The sequence below is a fragment of the Natribaculum luteum genome, assembly GCF_023008545.1.
Lineage (GTDB): Archaea > Halobacteriota > Halobacteria > Halobacteriales > Natrialbaceae > Natribaculum > Natribaculum luteum.
This window is the reverse complement of sequence record NZ_CP095397.1, coordinates 3,107,084-3,125,533: the sequence shown is the minus strand read 5'-3', so window position 1 is coordinate 3,125,533 and position 18,450 is coordinate 3,107,084. Positions and strand designations below refer to the sequence as shown.

The window sequence follows — 18,450 nt, the reverse complement described above, 5'->3', positions numbered from 1 at the left end:
TCGCCGGCCAGGAGGCCCGCTATCCCGATCGCTCCCTGAGTCGTCCGATCCGTCTCGCCGGCGACGGCTCCATGCGAACGATCTCCTGGCGACGTGACCACGTCAGTGGACGATCGTTGATCGCACACTGCCACTCGAGTGCGTCCACGACAGCGTCCGTCCCGACTCGACTCGCCGCGTACGCGTCGCCGCGGTAGACGAGCCGTCGGCCCTGCCAGAGGGCGACGAGGCCGACGATTCCCGCAGCGACCGAGACGAGCCACGACCGCCCCGGGAGTGACTCGAGAGTCGGCGCGACCACGCCGAGCACCAGGCCGATCGTGATCGTGAGGCGACTCTCGAGGTGGAACGTCCGGGCCCGCCCGGCCTGGAGTGCCAGCAGCGCACGCAATCGGTCGTCGTCGGCACACTCGAGCAAGTAGTCGGTGACGAACAGGTGGCGTCGAGGGAGGGGAAGTCCCCGGAGGACGGCGAACGCGTGGTTCGCGTCGCTCGCTCGCAGGATTCGGACGCCGACACCGTCGAGACCCGTCCGCTCGAGGAGCGCGGCGATCCGCTCGCGCTCGTCGTCGTCCGGCCGTCGCGTCGGTTGCAGGAGTCGAACCACGAGCGGCGTCGCCCACAGCAGCGAGACGACCATCCCGACCGACGCCACCAGGACGACGACGCCCGCCGGGAGTGTGGCAAGCAGCGGGTCGACGACCGCACCGAGCGCGAGCAACAGGACGACGAACAGCGCGACGAGGCCGGCGACTGACCGCGCCAGCAAGAGGACGACGCGAGTCGGGGACACCGTGAGGTTCCGGAGATCCACCACGACTGGGAGCGCACCGAGGTAGGCGACGACCACCGCCAGTGCGGGCGTCCCCAGCAGGAGAACGAGTGCGAGCACGTTACCGACGATCGTCTCGCCGAGGGGAACCCACGCGACGACGGCGTCGACGACCTCGAGCCAGCCGGTCGCGGTCATCGTGATCACCGCGAGGACGTACGTCACGGGTAGTCCGACTTTCAGTGCCAGACGAAGCCGGGCCAGTGCACGCGTCCGGTCGCCACCACGTGCGAGTAGCCGTCCGTACCCGTAGTAGACGAGCGAGACGCCGCTCCCGACGCACGCGAGAGCGAGGAGACTCAGGGCGCGTTCGATCAGTTGCACACGCCGACTGTCTCGTCGATTGATAGAAGACGGTGTCGATTTGTCGAACGGGCTACACTGTTGATCCTCGAGACAGGATACCGTCTCCACGTCCACGCAACCGGAGACGGTCGCGGGCGCGCGCCCGTCAGTACGTCGCGTCTTTGATTTCCGGATCGAGGTCGTCGAACTTCTCGAGGTATTCGAGGCGTTCCTCGCGGAGGGCGGTGGCGGCCTCCTCGTAGTCGTCGACGTGGTCAGGGACGTAGTACTCCTCGACGTCGAGTCCGGGGACGCCCTCGGGGATCGTCAGACCGGTGCGATCGTCGTCGGTCCACTCGACGGTGCCGCGTGCGAGTTCGGTGAGGATCGTCACCGACTCGGTGACGCCGACGTCTTTCGACTCGTCGCCGAGGTAGCCAGTGTTGATGACGTAACAGTCGACCTCGAGGTCGGCGATGAGGTCGCGGAAGTGGTTGCCTTCTTCGCCCTCCGAGCCGATGATGAAGGGGTTGGTGCCGACGACGCGGATCGACTCGCCGGCGCGGGAGGGGTCGCCCGCGCTCGTCTCGATCGACTCGCCGAGCATGAACGCGACTGCGGCTTCCTCCTCGTCGAGTTTCGCCACCGGCGGCATCAGTGGGTTGCGCGTGATGAAAAAGACCTGGTCGACCCGGTCGAGGTCGATCTCGTCGTCGGCGCTCTCGAGTTCCGACCGCTGGATCACGGCCCGGGAGTTCGAGGTGTACCGGTTTTCCTCGAAGTGGACGGTGCCGTCGTCGTCGACGGCGACGTTCTCGAGGACGGCCGACCCGTCGGTGGCCGCCTGGTAGAGCGCCGGCTGTTCGTCTTCCTCGAGGCCGATCGTCTTGATGTACAGCCCCTGTCCCTCGCTCCCGGCGACGGACCCGTCGGGCAGGAGTGCACAGACGTCGTCCTGGAGCATGACGGCGTCTTCGGGATCGTCGAGCCAGAGGCCGTGGGACGTAAGCGTCGACTTGCCGGTCGCCGAGAGGCCGAGGAAGACCTGGCCGACGATGCGCATGTCGCCGTCGCCGTCGCGAACGCGGACGCGCTTGCTCCCGGCGTGGAGGCCGAGCCCGCCGAGTTGCTTCGTGCGGTACATAAACAGGCGCAGGAACGACTTCTTCGCCTCGCCGGTGTAGTCGCTGCCGAGGACCGCAGTGAATCCCTCCTCGGGAAGGATGCGAATCGCCGTCTCGTCGTAGTCCGGGTCCTGGACGGTCACGAGGTCGGGTTCGCGACCGTCCGTCGGTTCGAACAGGTTGGCCCACGCGAGCGCGATACGAGCGTACTCCGTCGGAACGAAGAGCCGACAGCAGAACGTCGCGTCGGGGTGGCGGCCCATGAGCCGGTCGACACAGAGCATCTCGCGCTCACCTGCGGCGTCGGCCGCGTCCTCGAGCAGACGCCGGTCGGCGTCGGTGAACTCGTCGTCGATCGCGTTTTTCGTTCGGTCGGCACTCCGTGATCGGAACTCGCTGACGTACGACGGCGATCCGTACTCGGTCGTCGTCTCGTCCGCGCTCGCGAACTCGCGTATTTCCTCGAGCGAGGGATTGTAGACGATGTTCGACGCCGTCTCTGGATCCGGAAGCCGTCGTGTGAGCGGCCGGGGTTCCGTCCCGGTTTCAGACATACTAGAGCAAGCATCATCCCGGTGCATAAACGTAGAGGATCTCCGCGCGTGTATATGGTAGTATAACGCGTCTCACACCCTCGTATGACACTGTATAACCGATCTGACTATCGAGGTAGGCGTGCCGTAATCAGTTTTGGATCACCGTACGGACGCGTCGCAATGACGGGGTCGGTAGCGAAGGTGACGCCGCCGACCGCCGGGCCGGACGGCGAATCGACAGAGCGAAAAGCCGACCCGGAGATCGTTCGACCGACGTGATCAAACTGGTCAACCTGCTCGTCCGGAAGGAGGAACTGACCCACGAAGAGTTTCTCGAGCGCTGGACCGGCGACCACGCCGACCTCGCCCGCGACCTGCCGGGGCTTCGCAAGTACACGACGTCCGTGCCAAGCGACCCCGAGAAGGCCGGCTACGACGGCGTCGTCGAACTCTACTTCGAGGACTCGAGCGCGCTCGCGGCGGCGTTCGACTCGGAGGTCGGCCGGGCCGTCCAGGCCGACGCGGCCGAGTTCGTCGACACGGAACAGGGGCCGACGCTGGTCGTCGAGGAGACGGTCCAACTCGACGAGACCGAGTGATCGGGGCCACCGCGGCCAAGCCCCGCTGGAGACGGAACGATTTTCACCGAGTGCTTCCTCCGGGGAGCCGATGGCTCACCTCGAGCGGATCCTCGTCTACCCTATCAAGTCACTCGACGCGGCGGCGGTCGAATCGGCGACGATCGTCGAGAACGGCGGCCTCGAGTGGGATCGCCGCTACGCAATCGTCGATGCCGACGGCGAGTACGTAAACGGCAAGCGAGAGCGGCGAATCCACCGGTTGCGGGCCGCATTCGACCTCGAGCGTGGGACGGTCGCACTCTCCGAGTACGACGGAGACGGGGCCCGGCAGACGATGGTCGACCCGCAGACGTTCCACCTCGAAGACGATCGTGGCGCGCTCGACTCGTGGCTCTCTGCGTTTTTCGACCGCCCGGTCGAACTCGTCCACGACGACGAGGGTGGGTTTCCCGACAACACGAGGGCGACAGGTCCGACCGTGGTCGCCACGGCGACGCTCGAGGCGGTCGCCTCGTGGTACGACGGGATCGACGCCGTAGAGATGCGCAGACGGCTCCGCGCGAACGTCGAGATCGGTGGGGTCCCCGCGTTCTGGGAGGACCGTCTCTACGACGATCCAGGACGAGTCGTGCCGTTCGAGATCGGCGACGTGCGATTCCACGGCGACAGCCCGTGCCAGCGGTGCGTCGTCCCGACCCGGCATCCGGACACCGGCGAGTCGACCCCGGGATTCCAGGAGACGTTCGTCGAGCGCCGGGAGGCCACCTTACCCGAGTGGGCGACCGAGTCGCAGTTCGACCACTACTTCCGGCTGATGGTCAACACGCACGTCCCCGAATCGTCGTGGGGCGACCGACTCGAGGTTGGCGACGCGGTCGACGTCTGCGATCCGATCGACGCCCCCGAATCGTCGTAACGTCACCACGACCACGGCCGGTGCGGCCGCCGACGTCGATCGAGTCCGTTCGCTGTCGATTCACCCGACCATCTGCGTCTCGGCATCGAGCGCCGTCGCCGTGTAGTACGCCGCCCCGTCGGGGACGGCGACCTCGAGGTCGCCCGTGGAGACGCCTGCTCGTTCGCTTGCCAGCGCATGGGTTCGTTACTTTCACACGGATTTCGTAGGGGCGATCGATGACCGACGTTCAAAAGCTCGAGACCGAAGACCAGTACCACCACGTTCGATTCCGCGCTCCGGATCGCTTCGACGAGATCCGGACGCCGGACTGGGCGAAGAACGCGGCGGAGTCGGTCAGCGAGGGGAGCGAAGTTCGGACGGGGAAAGTCAAAGACGGCGACGACTGGGAGGTAGAGAGCGTTCTGATCCCGAAAGAGGTCGACGAGGACGAGGCGCGATCGGACGCGAAACAGATCGTCGAGAAGATCGAATCCTGAGCACAGACGTCGCGTTCGACCGGGTCGGCTGATTTTCAGTTCTGGTACTCAGGGCCAAACTACCAATAGGGCCCCCCGTTTCTCCGCGGTCATGGTAAACGGCCTCGACATCGGAACGGGGGCTCTCCGATCGGCCAGGGACGACCTCGACGGCCCCGCCGTCGACGCGGAATCGCCGGTCGTCCTTCCGACCGACGGCGCGACCCTCGAGGCGGCCGGACTCGCTCCCGCCGACCTCCGTTCGATCGACGACCAGGACGCCACGTACGTACTCGGTGACGACGCGACGGTCGCGGCCGACGCGACCGGCGGCGACCTCGAGTCGCTGCTCTCGCATGGCTTTCTCGCGGTCGAGGAGTACGCCGAACCGGCACTCGAGGCGCTCCTCGAGGACCTCCTCGACGACGCGATGGGAAACCGACTCTGCTACACGACGCCGGGAACGCTACTCGACGCCGAAGAACCGGCACGAAGACACCGGGACGTGCTCGAGGAGATCCTCGAGCGACAGGGCTTCGACGCGACACCGGTGAGCAAGGGCTTCGCGATCGTCTACGACCAGCTCGCGGAGGACAACTTCACCGGACTCGGCGTCTGCATCGAGGCGGAGGCGACGAGCGTCGCGCTCGCGTACTACGGCGTGCCCGTGCTCGCCTTCTCGCTCGCGAAGGGGAGCGAGTGGATCGTCGATCGAGCAACCGAGGAGACGGACCACTCGCGATCGGCGGTCGCCGCGACGCTCGAGGAGTTCGCGCTCGATCCGAAGGCTGCAGCCGGTGGCGTCGAGAGCGCGCTGGCGCGGGCCTACGACGCACTCGCCGAGGAGTTGATCGACGCCATCCGCGACGAAGCCGAAGAGGCAGACCTCCAGCACGGGATCGCCGTCCCAGTCGCCATCGGCGGTGGCCAGGCGATCGAGGGAGTCGAGTTCCTCTTCGGCGGACGGTTCGACGCGGCGACGCTCCCGTTTTCAATCCGCGGTGCCAGGCTCGCGGACGAACCAGCGGAGAGTCCCGTTCGGGGTGCACTCGCGGCCGCACGGGACGACGTCGACGCCTACGAAGCCGTCACCTGGTCGACGGAGCCGGACGACGAGGGAGCCGACGCAGCCGGCGTGGACGCGAGCCTGTCGTTCGACGAGGGAGAACTCGACTTCGAAGACGAGGAGCCGACCGATCCCGGCGACGACGCCGTCGAACAGCTGTTCGACCGGCTCGCGAACCGCGACGAGGAGATCGAGTCCGTCACCGAGGAGGTCGAAGCCCTCTTCGAGGACCTCGAGGAAGTCGAGCGACGCACCGCCGCGGCCGACGAGGTCGAAGACCTCGACGAGCGGATCGAGCGGTTCGCCGCCGACCTCGAGGACGTCGCCGACTCACACGCGACGACCGACGAGGTCGCGGCCCTCGAGTCGGGACTCGAGGAGCTACGCGACGCCCTCTCGGGACTCGAGGACGACCTCGACGGGCTCGCTGCGAACGTATCGACGGTCGAAGACGCCGCTGCCGACGAACGAGCCGACCTCGCGGCCGACGTCGACGAGATCGAGTCGGACGTCGAAACGGTCGCCGAACGAACGAACGGTCTCGAAACGGCTCTCGAGGACCTCGAGGCAGATCTGACCGACCTCGCGGCCGACGCCGCGACGGAGACCGACCTCGCGGACGTCCGGGACGACCTCGGCTCCCTCGAAGACGACCTCGAGCAGGTCGACGACGGTCTCGAGCGAATCCGCACGCGTGTCGAGGGGCTCGCCGGCCGGATCGAGGAACTCTCCGAGCGGACGGACGCCCGCTTCGAGGCCGTCGAAGCCGACGTCGACGAACGGATCGACGACCTCGAGTCGACGGTCGACGACGAAGTTACGTCGCTCGCAGACGATCTCCAGGCGCGATTCGCGTCCGTCGGGAGCGACCTCGAGGACGTCCGCGACGCGCTCGACGAACTCGCGGCCGACGCCGCGACGAGCGCCGAGGTGGATGCGCTCGAGGCCGACGTCGCAGACGACCTCGACCAGGTGCAGGCCGGCGTCGAAGACGATATCGACCGACTGCAGACCGGCGTCGTGGACCTCGAGACGACCGTCGACGACCTCGAAGGCGAGGTAGCCAATCTCCGGAATCGGGCCGCTGACGCCGGCGACCTCGAGTCGCTCGCGGCCGACGTCGAGACGATCGCGGATGCACTCGACGCGCTCGACGACCGCGTCGACGAGACCGAAGCGTCGTTCGAGACCGACCTCGACGACGTGACGACGTCGCTCGAGAACGACCTCGCAGATCTCGAGGAGACGATCGCGTCGGTTGAGGCGAGGGCGGCGGGCGAGACGCAACTCGCGGCAGTGTGCGACGACCTCGAGCGAACCAACGACGCGCTCACCGACCTCGAGGACGAACACGAACGTCTCGAGACGACGGTCGCGGTGCTCGACGACCGCGTCGAAGCGGTCGAATCCGACCTCGAAACCGAGACGGCGGCGCTGTCGACGGCTATCGACGAGGTCGACGACGACGTCGACGCCCTCACCACCGATCTATCGTCACTCGAGACTGCGGTCGACGACGACGTCGACGCCCTCACCACCGATCTATCGTCACTCGAGACTGCGGTCGACGACGACGTCGACGTCCTCGGAACGCAACTCGACGACCTGGCAACCGACCTCGAGGACGTCCGCGGTGACCTCGAGTTGGTCGAATCCGCAGTGCAGTCCGCCGCGAGCGAGCGAGCAGTCGAAGGCCTCGAGACGGACCTCGAGGACGTACGAGACGATCTCGAGTCGGCATCGGACCGACTGGCCGACGTCGACACGTCGGTCGAATCGCTCGAGTCGGGACTCGAAGACGAACGCGAGCGGCGCGAGGCGGTCGGTTCGGCCGTCGACGAGGTCGACGACCGGACGATCGGCCTCGAGACGCGTCTCGGCGAACTCGAGTCGGAGCTCGAGGCGGTACGAGGCGACCTCGAGTCACTCGCGGCGGCCGACGACGAGGACGCACTCGAGAGCGTCGAGTCGGACCTGGCGACGCTCGAGCGTCGCCTCTCCGAGCTGTCGGCGACGGTTCGCGACCTCGAGGAAGACGCCCTCGACGCGGATCGCGTTGCCGCCGTCGAGGCGGACGTGGCAACACTCGAGTCGGACGTCGACGACCTGCAGCCCGCGATCGACGACGCGGCCTCCACAGCGGCACTCGCGAGCCTCGAGACGCGCGTCGACGACCTCTCGACGTCGCTCGAGACGGCAGCCGAGGGACCGAGTGACGCCGACCTCGAGGCGTTCGACGATCGGCTCGCGGCGCTCGAGGCGGCGGAAGACGAGCGCGAGCAGGCTGTCGAAACGATCGCCGACCTCCGCGAGGATCTCGAGGCGGTTCGATCGAACGGCGACGGACTGGCGACGCCGGTGCTCGCCGGCGGCGGTGGCGCTGGCGTCGTCTCCGGCGGCGTGGTCGCGCTCACCGGGAGTTCGCAGATCGGCGTCGTCGCCGCGGCGCTCGGCGTGCTGTTGCTCGTCGTCGCGTATCTCGCGTCGGATCGATAACCGTCGCCAGGCTCACGCCCTCGACGCCGTCATTCGTCGACGATCCCGTCGTCTTTGACGTTCGGCGAGCCGACGACGAGGAGTGTGCTCTCCTCGCGAGCCTCGAGTTGTCGCCAGGACTCCGGCGGGACGACGAGACAGTCGTGACGCGATAGCTCGACGACCTCTCGGTCGCCGTCGTGTTCGATCGTGGCGTCGAATCGACCGTCCAGGACGACGTAGAGTTCTTCCTGCTCGTCCTGTCGGTGGGAGACGTTCGACTCGCCAGCCTCGTACTCCCAGACGTTCGGGCGCATCTGCTCGGGGCGGAGTTCGTAACCGATCGCCCGGAGCGTCGGTCGCTCGTCGTCGACGTCGCGCTCTTCGACCTCGTCGATCGTGATACGTGAGTACATATCCAGCCGATTCGACGGGGCAGGGTAAAAACCTGCACTGTCGTCGTCGCTGGCGACGGTCGTTCGAGTGCGATCGACGTGTGAATCGTTTTGCCAGCAGTATCACTCCGCCGGGACGTACTTGTAGCCGCCGCCGTCCGTCTCGCCCTCCTCCGGGTTCGGCGCGCGTTCGGCGACGTAAATCGCTCCGTCGTGGACCCGTGGCGTGCTCGTGACCACACCATCGTGGTCGACGTGCCAGACCTCCTCGCCGGTCCGCTTGTCGACGGCGTAGAGTGTCCGATCCTTCGACCCGAAGACGATCCGGTCGGCACAGACGACCGGACAGCCGGTGAGCGCACCGTCGGTCGAGAATCGCCAGTACACCTCACCCGTGTCGGCGTCGAACGCGTAGAGCGTTCCGTCGTGACTCCCGGCGAACACCGCGTGAAGCGTCGGATCGACGGCCGGCCCGGTCATCGACAGCCCGCCGGTTTCGAACGACCAGTCTTCGGTCCCGTCCTCGAGGTCGACCCGGTAGACGTGGCGGTCCCACGAACCGAAGAACGCTCCGCCGTCGTAGGTCACGACGGGACCCTTGATCTCGCCGTTCGTCCCGTTCTCGGGCGTCGTCTCGAACGTCCACGCCAGTTCGAGCGTGGTGGCGTCCCACCCGTAGAGGACGCCGTCGTTCGCACCGACGACCAGCCGTTCGGCCGCGGGGTCGAGCGCCGGCGTCGAGTGTGGGTGATCGGTGGGCCGACGCTCTTCGTCTTCCCAGCGGATCGTGCCGTCGTCGGCATCGACGGCGAAGATACTCCCCTCGGGGTCGGAATACTCGACGGCCATGAAGACCGTCCCGTCGGCGTAGAGTGGACTCGAGCCGATCGAGCCGCCGAGTTTCGTCTTCCACACCCGGTCGCCGGTCGCCGCGTCGAAGGCGTAGAGGACGCCGTCGTACGCGCCGACGTACACCCGGCCGTCGGCGATTGCGGGCGTGCCGTGGACGCCCCGTCCGTCCATGTCGGTCTCGGCTCGCCAGCGAACGTCGCCGTCGGCAAAGAGCGCGGTCACGTGTCCCGTATCGCCGGGGAGAACGACGCCACCGTCGGGGTGTGGGACGGAGCTCGCCTTCGCGGCCGTGTGCTCGCCGGTGTTGACCTCGGGCACTCGCCACTCGCGTTCGACCGCGTCGGGTACGGTCTCCTCGGGGTAGTACCCCCAGCGCTCGAGCGAGTGACGGAACTGAACGACGCCGTCGGGGATCGTCTGGGTCAGCGCGGAGCCGTCGTGGTCGGGAATCGGCGTCGACGTCCCGGATCGCAGTTCGTCGAAACCGAGACAGCCGGCCGTCAGTGAGAGCGCAGTTGCGCCGGCAGCATGTAGCAGTCGGCGGCGAGAGGGGGAGGGAGTCGTGGGCATCGTCTGTGGCGTCTCACCACGAACGTATCAATGTTCGTCACCGCTCGCACTCGAACGACCGTCGCCAGCGGCGACGGGCCCCGAGACGCGCTCGAGTGTACTGACTGGTGTCCGGCAGTATCAGGCGAGGAGTTCCGTCAGGTCCGCCACGTCGTGCTCTTCGAGCGTCCTGATCGTCTCGACGATCTCGTCGCGTCGCGTCTCGTCCAGGTACTCGCCTGCGGTTCGATCGAACTTCTCCTCGAGGTCCGCCCATCCGATCGGATTGCGCGGGTGGCCGTGGAACGCATCTTTCTCGATGCGGAACGTGGTCCCGTCGTCCATCGTCACGTCGATGACCGCGGGCATCTCGCCCGACTCGAAGCGGTCGGTGAGTTCCGGATCCTCGGTCACTTCGACGGTCCGGAGCAACTGCTGGACGTCGTCGGCGCGAATTCGTTCTGGTTCGTACTGCTCGAAGCCGAGTTCGCGGTCGATCAGCGCCACCGCGAGCATGTAGGGGAGCGAGTGGTCGGCCTGCGCTCGACTGTCGACCTCGTAACGGCTCCCCTCGCCGCCGCCGATGATGAGTTTCGCCCCAGCGAACGTCTCGAGGCGGATCTGGGCGACGGCGTCCGGATCGATGGCCTCGCTCTCGGCGAGTTCGATGACGCCCTCGACGGCCGACTGCGCGTAGGTCTCCGCGACGTACCGTTTGGTCATCACGTCGTGGACGCGCTCGCCGGGTGACAACTCGAGTTCGAACGGTCCCGAGATCACGTCTTTCCACCCCTTCTGTCCCTCGAAGAGGTTTCGCGGCCCCTCCATCCCGTTTTTCGCGAGCATCGCCGCGTAGACGGCGTTTCGCGCCGCGTTGGCCGACGCGACACCCTTCCACTCGTTGATCCCTTCGGTCCGGGTCACGCGCAGGGCGTTGTGACCCGTCCCCGCGATGGCGATCGCGTTTCGCGTCTGCTCGCGGTCGAGTCCGAGGAGTTTCGCCGCTCCCGCGGCGGCGGAGACGACGGTGTGAGTGACGTGGTCGAAGCCCCGCTCGCGAACCGGCGCGTTCCAGGCGAGTTCACCCTGGATCTCGTAGGCGATCGCGAGTCCCGCGAGCAGTTGCGCGCCGGAGCGGTCGGCGTACTCCCCGGCGGCGAGGATAGACCCGAGGTTGTCGCTGGGATGGGGCGTCTCGCCGGGCGCGAGAAACGAGTCCATGTAGTCGAGGTACCGCACGAGGGCGGTGTTGTGCGTCGCCGCGCCGACCGGCGACGCTCCCGCGTCTCGTCCCCACAGCGTACAGGGGCCGTCCGCCTCGAGGTCGGACACCGTTCGAAAGACGACCTCGGGCGGCTCGGCGACCTCGGCGGCGATCGCGATCCCGACCGAGTCGAGTACCCGTCGTTTCAGCGCGTCGCGGACGTCGTCCGAGAGGTCGTCGTAGTCGGTTTCCTGGACGAACGAGGCGAGTTCGAACGTCGACGTCATGGTCGTCGCTTCCACGGACGGCGAAAAACAACTTCTCCAGCCTCGAGCGGACAGTCACGCTCACGGTACTGTCTGCGGCGGCGATCGGTGTGACCGCGAGTCAGGAGTCGATCGGAACCACGTTGTGCATCTCGCCCCCGCATCGTGGACAGGTACTCACGAGTGCATCGTCCGGCGTCTGCCGGAAGCCACACCGGACGCACTCGTACTCGAGTCTCACGGCGTCTCCCATGTACGACCGTTCGTCCCGTTGTATGTTAACTATTTCCACTATCCCAGGCTACGACGACGGTTGCGGGCCATCCCGACGCATGGCCATAAAGATAGTCGGTCTGATAGGTCGACGAGACTCGAGGTCAGGATCGGTCGGTAAGCAAGAGCGCAGCGGCCAGGACGGTCGCCCCGGCGACCGATGTCGCGAGCAACCAGAACGCCGGCCGGAAGCCGACGGTCTCCGAGAGGTAGCCGACGATCGCCGGGGCGATGGCACCCGCGCCCATCAACAGCGTCCGAACGATGCCGAGGCTGCCGCCCGCGATAGATGGCGGGACGGCCGACATCAGGTATGCGCCGCGGACCGGCCGGAAGCCGTGAGAGCCGAGGCCGACCGCGACGAGGGCGACGCCGAACACCAGCGGATTCCCGGTATCCGTCAGCGACACGAGCGCAGCGAGCGCCACCGACGCCAGTCCGAGCGTGAAAACGATGACCGGCAACGTTCCGATCCGATCGCCCAGTTCGCCGGTCGCGACCTGGACGAGACTCGCCGCGAACAGCGCGCTGTAGAGCAGACTCGCGGTTGCGGGGGCGAGTTCCGCCGCTTGCGTGAGATACAGCGGCGCGAACGCGACGAACCCGTTGTAGGTAAACGAGAACAGCACCGTGGCGGCGACGAAGACGGTGAACCGCCACTCGCGGAACAACTCGAGATACCGTCGGAAGTCCGTGTCGGCCGCCGCGTCGACGCCCGGCGCTCCAGTCGTTTCGTCGGGCAACCGTTTCGGGACCCAGATGGCAAACGCCACCGCCAGCGCGATTCCGACAAGTCCGGCGACGAAGAACAGGGCTCGCCAGCCCGCGTCGAACAGCAACGGGGTACTCGAGAAGAAGACGACTGCGGCGGGGGCGGCGACGCCACCGAACGCGCCGAACGTGTCGAGAATACCGAGTGCACGTCCCGTTCGCGCGGGGTAGGCACGCGAGAGGAGGCGGACGGCGACGGTCTTGTGTGCGCCCGTTCCAGCACCCATGACGAGCATCGCACCGACGAGGACCGGAAACGGCGACTCGAACACGACGGCGAACGCGGCCAGGGTCGCGACGAGCACGCCAGCGACGATCACCGTGACCGATCCGAGTCGATCCGCGAGCAGTCCGGACGGAAACTGCATCACCGCGTAGACGAGCATGAGGCCGGTAAACGCCGTCCCGAGGACGGTGTTCGAGACGCCGTAGGTCGCCTGCAGCGGTTCGAAAAGCGGTGGAAAGGCGTAGCGGAGGAACTTCGCGAGAAACCAGATCGACGCCGTCAGAAACAGGGCGTCGAATCGACCGAGTCGACGAAGCGTCAACAGTGACGGTCGAGCAGGAAGCGACGTTCGATTCACGCCCGTCAAACGACGACGGGGAAACGAGAATGCTCCGATTGCGATCGATCGTCGGTGTTCATACTGCCGGACAAAACGGTTCAGCCATCGATCGCACTCGAGACGCTGTCGTCGCTGACGACAGTCGTCGAGACGCGATCGAGTAGTCACTGACTGTTGTCCGGTAGTATCACCCCTCGACGTCCCAGTCCCGAAGCTCGTACGTCGTCTCCTCGTAGCGCTCGCCGCCGATCACCGTCTCTCCCGTCTCGACGGATTCGAATCCTGCCGTCCGGTAGAAGGCGTCCCCCAGGTCGTTCTCGGCGAGGACCATCGCCCTGATCCGGTCGGCCGCGCGGTCGGACGCTTCGCGGATCGTCCGTCCGAGCAGTTCCTTGCCGATCCCCTCACGCCGCGCCTCCGGGTGGACGTACAGCCGGAGGATCGTCGCCTCGCCGCCGGTGACGACGGCGTGTGCGAACGCCACGGGACCGTCGTCGCCGTCGTCGGCCTCGGCGACGAGCAGGATCGACCCCGGCGCGTTGAGTTCTCGCTCGATCGCGTCGCTACCGTACCACTCGTCGACTGCCTCGTCGGCGGCCGTCTCCCGGCTCAGAATGTCGGGGTAGTCGGCCTCCCACGACGCGCGGGCGATCCGTTCGATCGCCGCGACGTCGTCTCGAGTTGTCTCACGGTATCGCATACCACGTCGTTCGATATCGATCGCAATCGGTCTTTCCCACGGGACCCCCGCCGAGATCGGCCGCGCGCCGACGGTCGCGCGACAGCCGAAACCGACGTGACGGGCGATCCGCCACCACGAGAAGAACAGGTTCTTTTCCCAACCCGCCGAATTCGGGATATGGGATTCCACACGTTCCCGATCGACCGGGCCGACAACCTCGAGGACCCGTCTCGATACCGCTTTTGCTCGCGAGAGGAACTGCTCTCGCTGCTCGATCCGGGATCCGACTACGCCGTCGCCGACCTCGGTTCCGGAACGGGATTCTTCACCGACGACGTGGCACCGTTCGTCGGAACGGCCTACGCCGTCGACGTCCAGGCGGAGATGCACGATTTCTACCGCGAGAAAGACGCCCCCGAGAACGTCGAGTTCGTGACGGCCGACGTCTCCTCGCTGCCGTTCGACGACGATCACCTCGACGGCGCGTACTCGGTCGTGACCCACCACGAGTACGCGACCGACGACGCCATGTCGGAACTCGCACGGGTCCTCCGACCGGGTGCGCGACTCGTCACCGTCGACTGGTCCGGCGACGGCACCGGCGACGACGGTCCGTCGCTCGACGAACGGTTCGGCCTCGGGGAGACCGTCGACCAGCTCGAGCGAGCCGGATTCACCGTCGTCTCCGCCCGGAATCGACCCGAAACGTTTGCCGTCGTCGCTCGACGATAACGTATTTCGAGGCCAGATACCTCGCCAAAATAGAGTCGATAACTCGAGTTTCTATACATACGTTCTGAAGGAACCCCTATAGACCTACGGACGTTGTTTTCCACCATGGCACCTGCCGACCCGTACACACCGAGTGGAGCCTACTACGAGTGTCACAGCTGCGGCTACCGGGGAACGGCGGCGCACACGCCGGGGTCGTGCCCCAAGTGTAGCAGCAGTGTAAAGAACATCGGCGTCCCACAGGAGTAACGCCAGTCGATCACGAATCGACTCTCTCCTCGACCGTCGTCCGGTGTTTTCGCCGCCCAAAAGCGGTCCGCTCGAGCGGACGCTCATACGACCGGTCGACAGTCCGCACACACCCGATTGCGTCTCGAGTGCGACGCCGTCTGAACCGTATCGTCCGGCAGTATCACTCGAAGTCCGGGAGGTCCTCCGGCGGTTCGTAGTTGGCCTCCCAGTCGATGTACTCTTCTTTCAGGACCGTCGAGACGATCTGTCCCAGCTCCGTAAGTTCGGCGTTGATTCCCGAGACGGTTCCCCACGAGTCGAGTTCGGGGTGGTAAGACCGTTCACGCCAGTCTTCGGGAATCCCCGGCGCGTGGTAGCCGACCCGGTCGGCAAAATCGTCCCAGAAGAAATCAAATTCGCCGAACAACTCGAGGTCGCGGGCGATCTCGTACTCTGCCTGTTCGAGGTCGGCACGCTCGGCCCACTGCTGGAACGACTCCTCCCAGGCACCGTCTTCGAGGAACCCCTGGAGTTCCTCACGACGGTAATCTACGTCCTCGCTCCCGTCGCCGACCGTCGCATCCTCGTACTGGTTCGGATCGACGAACGACAGCTCCGGCGGATCGGGGGTTTCGACCTCGAGTCCCATGGGTCGTCGTTGGCGCGGTTCGCGGATAAGAATTCGCACTACGGTCGCGACGAGAGACGCCGCGAGACGCGGGAGTTCGATCGATTTTATTGCAGGTCGCGCAGTTGCCGCTCGAGTCGTCCGAGTTGACGCTGCATGTACAGCAGGTAAGCGAACAGTGCAACGAAGATCGAGCCGTATCCGGCAAGAAGGAGCGGCTCCATCGTCAGGCCACCTCCCCCTTCTGGAAGACGACTCGATCCTCGAGTTCGTGGAGTCGGATGCGAACTGCCATCAAGTAGACGTAGAGCAACCCGAGCGCAATAAGCGACACGACCAGCGTCAGCGGGTCGATGTTCGCGCTCACGCCGGAGTTGGCGATCGTCGGTTCGTGGAACGTCGGCGTCCACAGGCGGCCGGCGGTGTAGGTGATCGGAACGGTGACGAACGCGACCGTCCCGTAGACCGCCGCGAATCGCTCGTCGCTGCCCCGTTCGGTCGAGGCGTACACGACGAGATAGCCCGCGTAGATGAACCACACCATGAGAAACGTCACGAGTCGCACGTCGCTCCACTCCCACCAGGAGTTCCAGACGATCCGGCCCCACATGCTTCCGGTGATGAGCGTCAGCGTCGCGAACAGGAAGCCGAGTTCGCCGCCGCTGTGGGCGAGTCGGTTCCAGAAGCGCCCCTCGTACTTGAGATAGAGGACGCTCCCGACGAACGTCGTCGAGAGGGCAAACGCCGTGAGAAACGCGAGCGGGATGTGCCAGTAGGCGATGAGATTGATTCCGTGTTCGATGCCGTACATCGTCCGCGAGGCAAAGCCGAAGACGAGAGTGAGCGATACCAGTCCGGAGACGAACGCTCCCCACCGCACGACCCGACTCCACATGACGCGGTGAAGCAGGGCAATTAGAGAGCCGAGACGTCTCGAGAGTGCACGCATACCGCCACTCTTGAAAGAGGCAGACTTAACGCTTTCCAATGGCGGTCAGACCAGCGCTGCCAGCACGGCCTTGTCGAGTTCGAAGAGCAGGCCGATCCCCGTCACGACGAGGGCGTAGCCGCTCAGACGCCGCACCAGCGCTGGGCGGTTCAACGACCGGACGCGTCGAGTGAGCCAGCCACTCGCTCGCTTTCCGCCGTACGCGACGATCAGAAGCGGGATCGAGAATCCGACGCCATACGTGAACAGCAACGCCGCGCTCTGTGTCGTGTTTCCGGACGTTCCGACGAACGCGAGGACGCTGCCGAGGACGGGCCCGACGCACGGAAGCCAGATGACCCCGAGGAACGTCCCGAGGACGAACCCGCCGACCAGCGGGTGGTGTGTGTCTTCGACGGACGTGGTAAACCGGGTCGCCGGACCGGTGATTCTCGAGGCGCGGGTCGTGTACGCGGCGTGGAGGTCGTCGTCGGCCATGATCGCGCCGAACGCGATGATCATCGCCACGAACGGCAGGCGAAACGTGTCGGGCGTGACCGAACCGACCAGTGCGGTCACGACGCCGAGTGCAGTAAACGACGTAATGCTTCCGGAGACGATGGCAAGCGGGCGGAGCCGGTGACCGACGCTGCCCGCGAGCAATGGCGGGAGCATCGGGAGACAGCAGGGCGTAAGCGCAGTCAACACCCCCGCGACAAAGACTGCGGCGATCCCTGGAGAGTCAAGCATCGACTGGGTACGTTTCGGGACGGGCTAAAAGAACGTGACGGATTACGAGAGGCGACTCGCGTTTCGAGACGCCGCTCTTACAGCCTAGATCGACTCCTCACGGAGCGGCTGGTCGTAGCGGTCGACGTCGTCCGGAATGTCGTCCTCACTGAGTTCCTCGGTTCCAGTCGGGATCCCGGCCAACTCGAGTTTCTTCTTCATCGGGTTCATCTCGTACCCGAGTTCTTCCTGGTTTCGCTCGTAGTAGACTGCTTCCTCCGGCGGACCGGTGACCGGCCAGTCTTTTTCTTTGCCGACGAACTCGGGGCGGTCGTGGCCGTTCATGAAGCCGGCGATGTCCTGGACGTCGCGCCAGTCGGACACCGTGTGGGGAGCACCGTACGGCATCGCCTCGCGGATGAACGCAGACGACGTGTAGATGCGACCCATACCGGCACCGTCGTTGAAGGAGTCAGGACCCCAGAGTGCCGTACCCTGGCCCTCGACGCCCTGGCCGTCCGCACCGTGACAGGAGGCGCAGTTCTGGAGGTAGAGTTCCGCGCCACGGACGGGGTTGACCTCTTGGACCGGGACGCGTTCCTCACCTTCTGCCTTGTTCAGGTGCGACCAGTAGGGCTGGCCTTTCACCGGAACGCCCTCGCTCAGCCACTGCATGTAGGCCTCCATGGCCTGCATTTCGCGACTGTCGTAGGCCGGCGTTCCGTTCTCGGAGTCCTGGGAGTTCATACTCCGGTCGAAACATCCCATCAGTCGCTGACGGGTGTCGCGCATCCGATCGCGCCGGTTGGTCCACTCCGGCAGGTCGGCGTGCGTCCCGACGAGCGGGATCATGGTGATGTCCTGTCCGGGCAGACCCTGGGACATGTCCCGGTCGCTGCCGCCGTGGCAGCTCCCACAGGACAGTTCGTTGCCGACGTGGTCGGGCATCTCCGCGGACGTGTTCTCCATGAGTTCGCGCCCGTAGATGACCAGCTCCCGTTCGTTCTCGTTCTCGGGGAGCGTCGAATTGTTCATCGCCTTGGGAACGAACTTGATCTCGTCACCGGCCGTCGCGTTCCGGTAGACCATCTGGTCTTTCGACTCGTTCTGGCGGAGATCACCGTCTAACACGTTACGATCCGGCCACTGCTCCGGGGCCTCGACCGGCCCACCAGCGCTAGCACCGTCGTCGTCTTCCATCACTGCCGGAGCCGAACAGCCAGCTAGAGCGACCAATACTACTGTCGCGAATAGAAGCAACTTTCGATTCACAGTGTGGATACACCCCCGGTGGATGGTTCCCACATGCCTTCGATTAATGGCATCGATACCTCGTAGTGCGAACCGATAATTAAACATTTATGGTCGGCG

19 protein-coding genes are annotated in these 18,450 nt (G+C 65.8%); 6 read left to right on the top strand and 13 right to left on the bottom strand.

Annotated elements, in window-relative coordinates; all coding sequences use genetic code 11:
* Positions 1–19 precede the first annotated feature (19 nt).
* Both MU558_RS16190 and MU558_RS16185 read right to left on the bottom strand, forming a co-directional pair.
* Positions 20–1,156 (bottom strand): M48 family metalloprotease, encoded by a 1,137-nt coding sequence (locus MU558_RS16190; RefSeq protein WP_246968952.1) that lies wholly within the window; start codon positions 1,154–1,156, stop codon positions 20–22.
* 127 nt (positions 1,157–1,283) lie between these two features.
* A complete protein-coding gene (locus MU558_RS16185; protein ID WP_246968949.1) occupies positions 1,284–2,795 on the bottom strand; it encodes a phosphoenolpyruvate carboxykinase (ATP) in 1,512 nt (503 codons plus the stop codon).
* A 257-nt stretch (positions 2,796–3,052) separates the two neighbouring features.
* On the opposite strand from MU558_RS16185, the gene MU558_RS16180 reads away from it, so the two are divergent.
* The 4 genes from MU558_RS16180 (at position 3,053) to MU558_RS16165 (ending at position 8,294) form a co-directional block, all read left to right on the top strand.
* Positions 3,053–3,376: an EthD family reductase gene (locus tag MU558_RS16180; protein WP_246968946.1), complete on the top strand. Its 324-nt coding sequence runs from the start codon at positions 3,053–3,055 to the stop codon at positions 3,374–3,376.
* A gap of 70 nt (positions 3,377–3,446) precedes the next feature.
* Positions 3,447–4,274, top strand: coding sequence for an MOSC domain-containing protein (locus MU558_RS16175; protein WP_246968943.1), 828 nt, complete (start codon positions 3,447–3,449; stop codon positions 4,272–4,274).
* A 218-nt stretch (positions 4,275–4,492) separates the two neighbouring features.
* Entirely contained in the window at positions 4,493–4,753 is a 261-nt protein-coding gene (locus MU558_RS16170; RefSeq protein ID WP_246968940.1) for a hypothetical protein, read from the top strand.
* Positions 4,754–4,844: 91 nt separating this feature from the next.
* Positions 4,845–8,294, top strand: a complete 3,450-nt coding sequence (locus tag MU558_RS16165; RefSeq protein WP_246968937.1) for a disk-shape morphogenesis protein volactin — start codon at positions 4,845–4,847, stop codon at positions 8,292–8,294.
* A 29-nt stretch (positions 8,295–8,323) separates the two neighbouring features.
* On the opposite strand, the gene MU558_RS16160 is transcribed toward MU558_RS16165, so the two are convergent.
* The 6 genes from MU558_RS16160 to MU558_RS16135 all read right to left on the bottom strand — a co-directional run bounded on the left by MU558_RS16160 (position 8,324) and on the right by MU558_RS16135 (position 13,849).
* Positions 8,324–8,689 carry a cupin domain-containing protein gene (locus MU558_RS16160; protein WP_246968934.1) on the bottom strand — a complete coding sequence of 122 codons (366 nt, stop codon included), beginning with the start codon at positions 8,687–8,689 and terminating at the stop codon, positions 8,324–8,326.
* Positions 8,690–8,791: 102 nt separating this feature from the next.
* Positions 8,792–10,090, bottom strand: a complete 1,299-nt coding sequence (locus MU558_RS16155; RefSeq protein WP_246968931.1) for an outer membrane protein assembly factor BamB family protein — start codon at positions 10,088–10,090, stop codon at positions 8,792–8,794.
* Between the two features lie 120 nt (positions 10,091–10,210).
* Complete coding sequence (locus tag MU558_RS16150) at positions 10,211–11,560, bottom strand: MmgE/PrpD family protein (protein WP_246968928.1); 1,350 nt, start codon at positions 11,558–11,560, stop codon at positions 10,211–10,213.
* A 100-nt stretch (positions 11,561–11,660) separates the two neighbouring features.
* Positions 11,661–11,792 (bottom strand): rubrerythrin-like domain-containing protein, encoded by a 132-nt coding sequence (locus MU558_RS16145; RefSeq protein ID WP_246968925.1) that lies wholly within the window; start codon positions 11,790–11,792, stop codon positions 11,661–11,663.
* 124 nt (positions 11,793–11,916) lie between these two features.
* Positions 11,917–13,167 (bottom strand): MFS transporter, encoded by a 1,251-nt coding sequence (locus MU558_RS16140; RefSeq protein WP_246968909.1) that lies wholly within the window; start codon positions 13,165–13,167, stop codon positions 11,917–11,919.
* Positions 13,168–13,336: 169 nt separating this feature from the next.
* The gene (locus tag MU558_RS16135) at positions 13,337–13,849 is read right to left on the bottom strand and encodes a GNAT family N-acetyltransferase (protein ID WP_246968906.1); all 513 of its coding nucleotides are present in this window, start codon (positions 13,847–13,849) and stop codon (positions 13,337–13,339) included.
* A 159-nt stretch (positions 13,850–14,008) separates the two neighbouring features.
* Here MU558_RS16135 and MU558_RS16130 point away from each other — a divergent pair, with 159 nt between their 5' ends.
* Both MU558_RS16130 and MU558_RS16125 read left to right on the top strand, forming a co-directional pair.
* On the top strand, positions 14,009–14,563 hold the full coding sequence (locus tag MU558_RS16130; protein WP_246968903.1) for a class I SAM-dependent methyltransferase: 555 nt from the start codon (positions 14,009–14,011) through the stop codon (positions 14,561–14,563).
* A 105-nt stretch (positions 14,564–14,668) separates the two neighbouring features.
* Positions 14,669–14,812, top strand: coding sequence for a rubrerythrin-like domain-containing protein (locus MU558_RS16125; RefSeq protein ID WP_246968900.1), 144 nt, complete (start codon positions 14,669–14,671; stop codon positions 14,810–14,812).
* A gap of 163 nt (positions 14,813–14,975) precedes the next feature.
* On the opposite strand, the gene MU558_RS16120 is transcribed toward MU558_RS16125, so the two are convergent.
* The 5 genes from MU558_RS16120 to MU558_RS16100 all read right to left on the bottom strand — a co-directional run bounded on the left by MU558_RS16120 (position 14,976) and on the right by MU558_RS16100 (position 18,279).
* Positions 14,976–15,443 (bottom strand): DUF7992 family protein, encoded by a 468-nt coding sequence (locus MU558_RS16120; RefSeq protein ID WP_246968883.1) that lies wholly within the window; start codon positions 15,441–15,443, stop codon positions 14,976–14,978.
* Positions 15,444–15,529: 86 nt separating this feature from the next.
* Positions 15,530–15,646, bottom strand: coding sequence for a CcmD family protein (locus tag MU558_RS16115; RefSeq protein ID WP_246968880.1), 117 nt, complete (start codon positions 15,644–15,646; stop codon positions 15,530–15,532).
* Between the two features lie 2 nt (positions 15,647–15,648).
* On the bottom strand, positions 15,649–16,371 hold the full coding sequence (locus MU558_RS16110; protein WP_246968877.1) for a cytochrome c biogenesis protein: 723 nt from the start codon (positions 16,369–16,371) through the stop codon (positions 15,649–15,651).
* Positions 16,372–16,416: 45 nt separating this feature from the next.
* Positions 16,417–17,100 (bottom strand): cytochrome c biogenesis CcdA family protein, encoded by a 684-nt coding sequence (locus MU558_RS16105; protein WP_246968874.1) that lies wholly within the window; start codon positions 17,098–17,100, stop codon positions 16,417–16,419.
* An 84-nt stretch (positions 17,101–17,184) separates the two neighbouring features.
* A complete protein-coding gene (locus tag MU558_RS16100; RefSeq protein WP_246968871.1) occupies positions 17,185–18,279 on the bottom strand; it encodes a c-type cytochrome in 1,095 nt (364 codons plus the stop codon).
* Positions 18,280–18,450 lie beyond the last annotated feature (171 nt).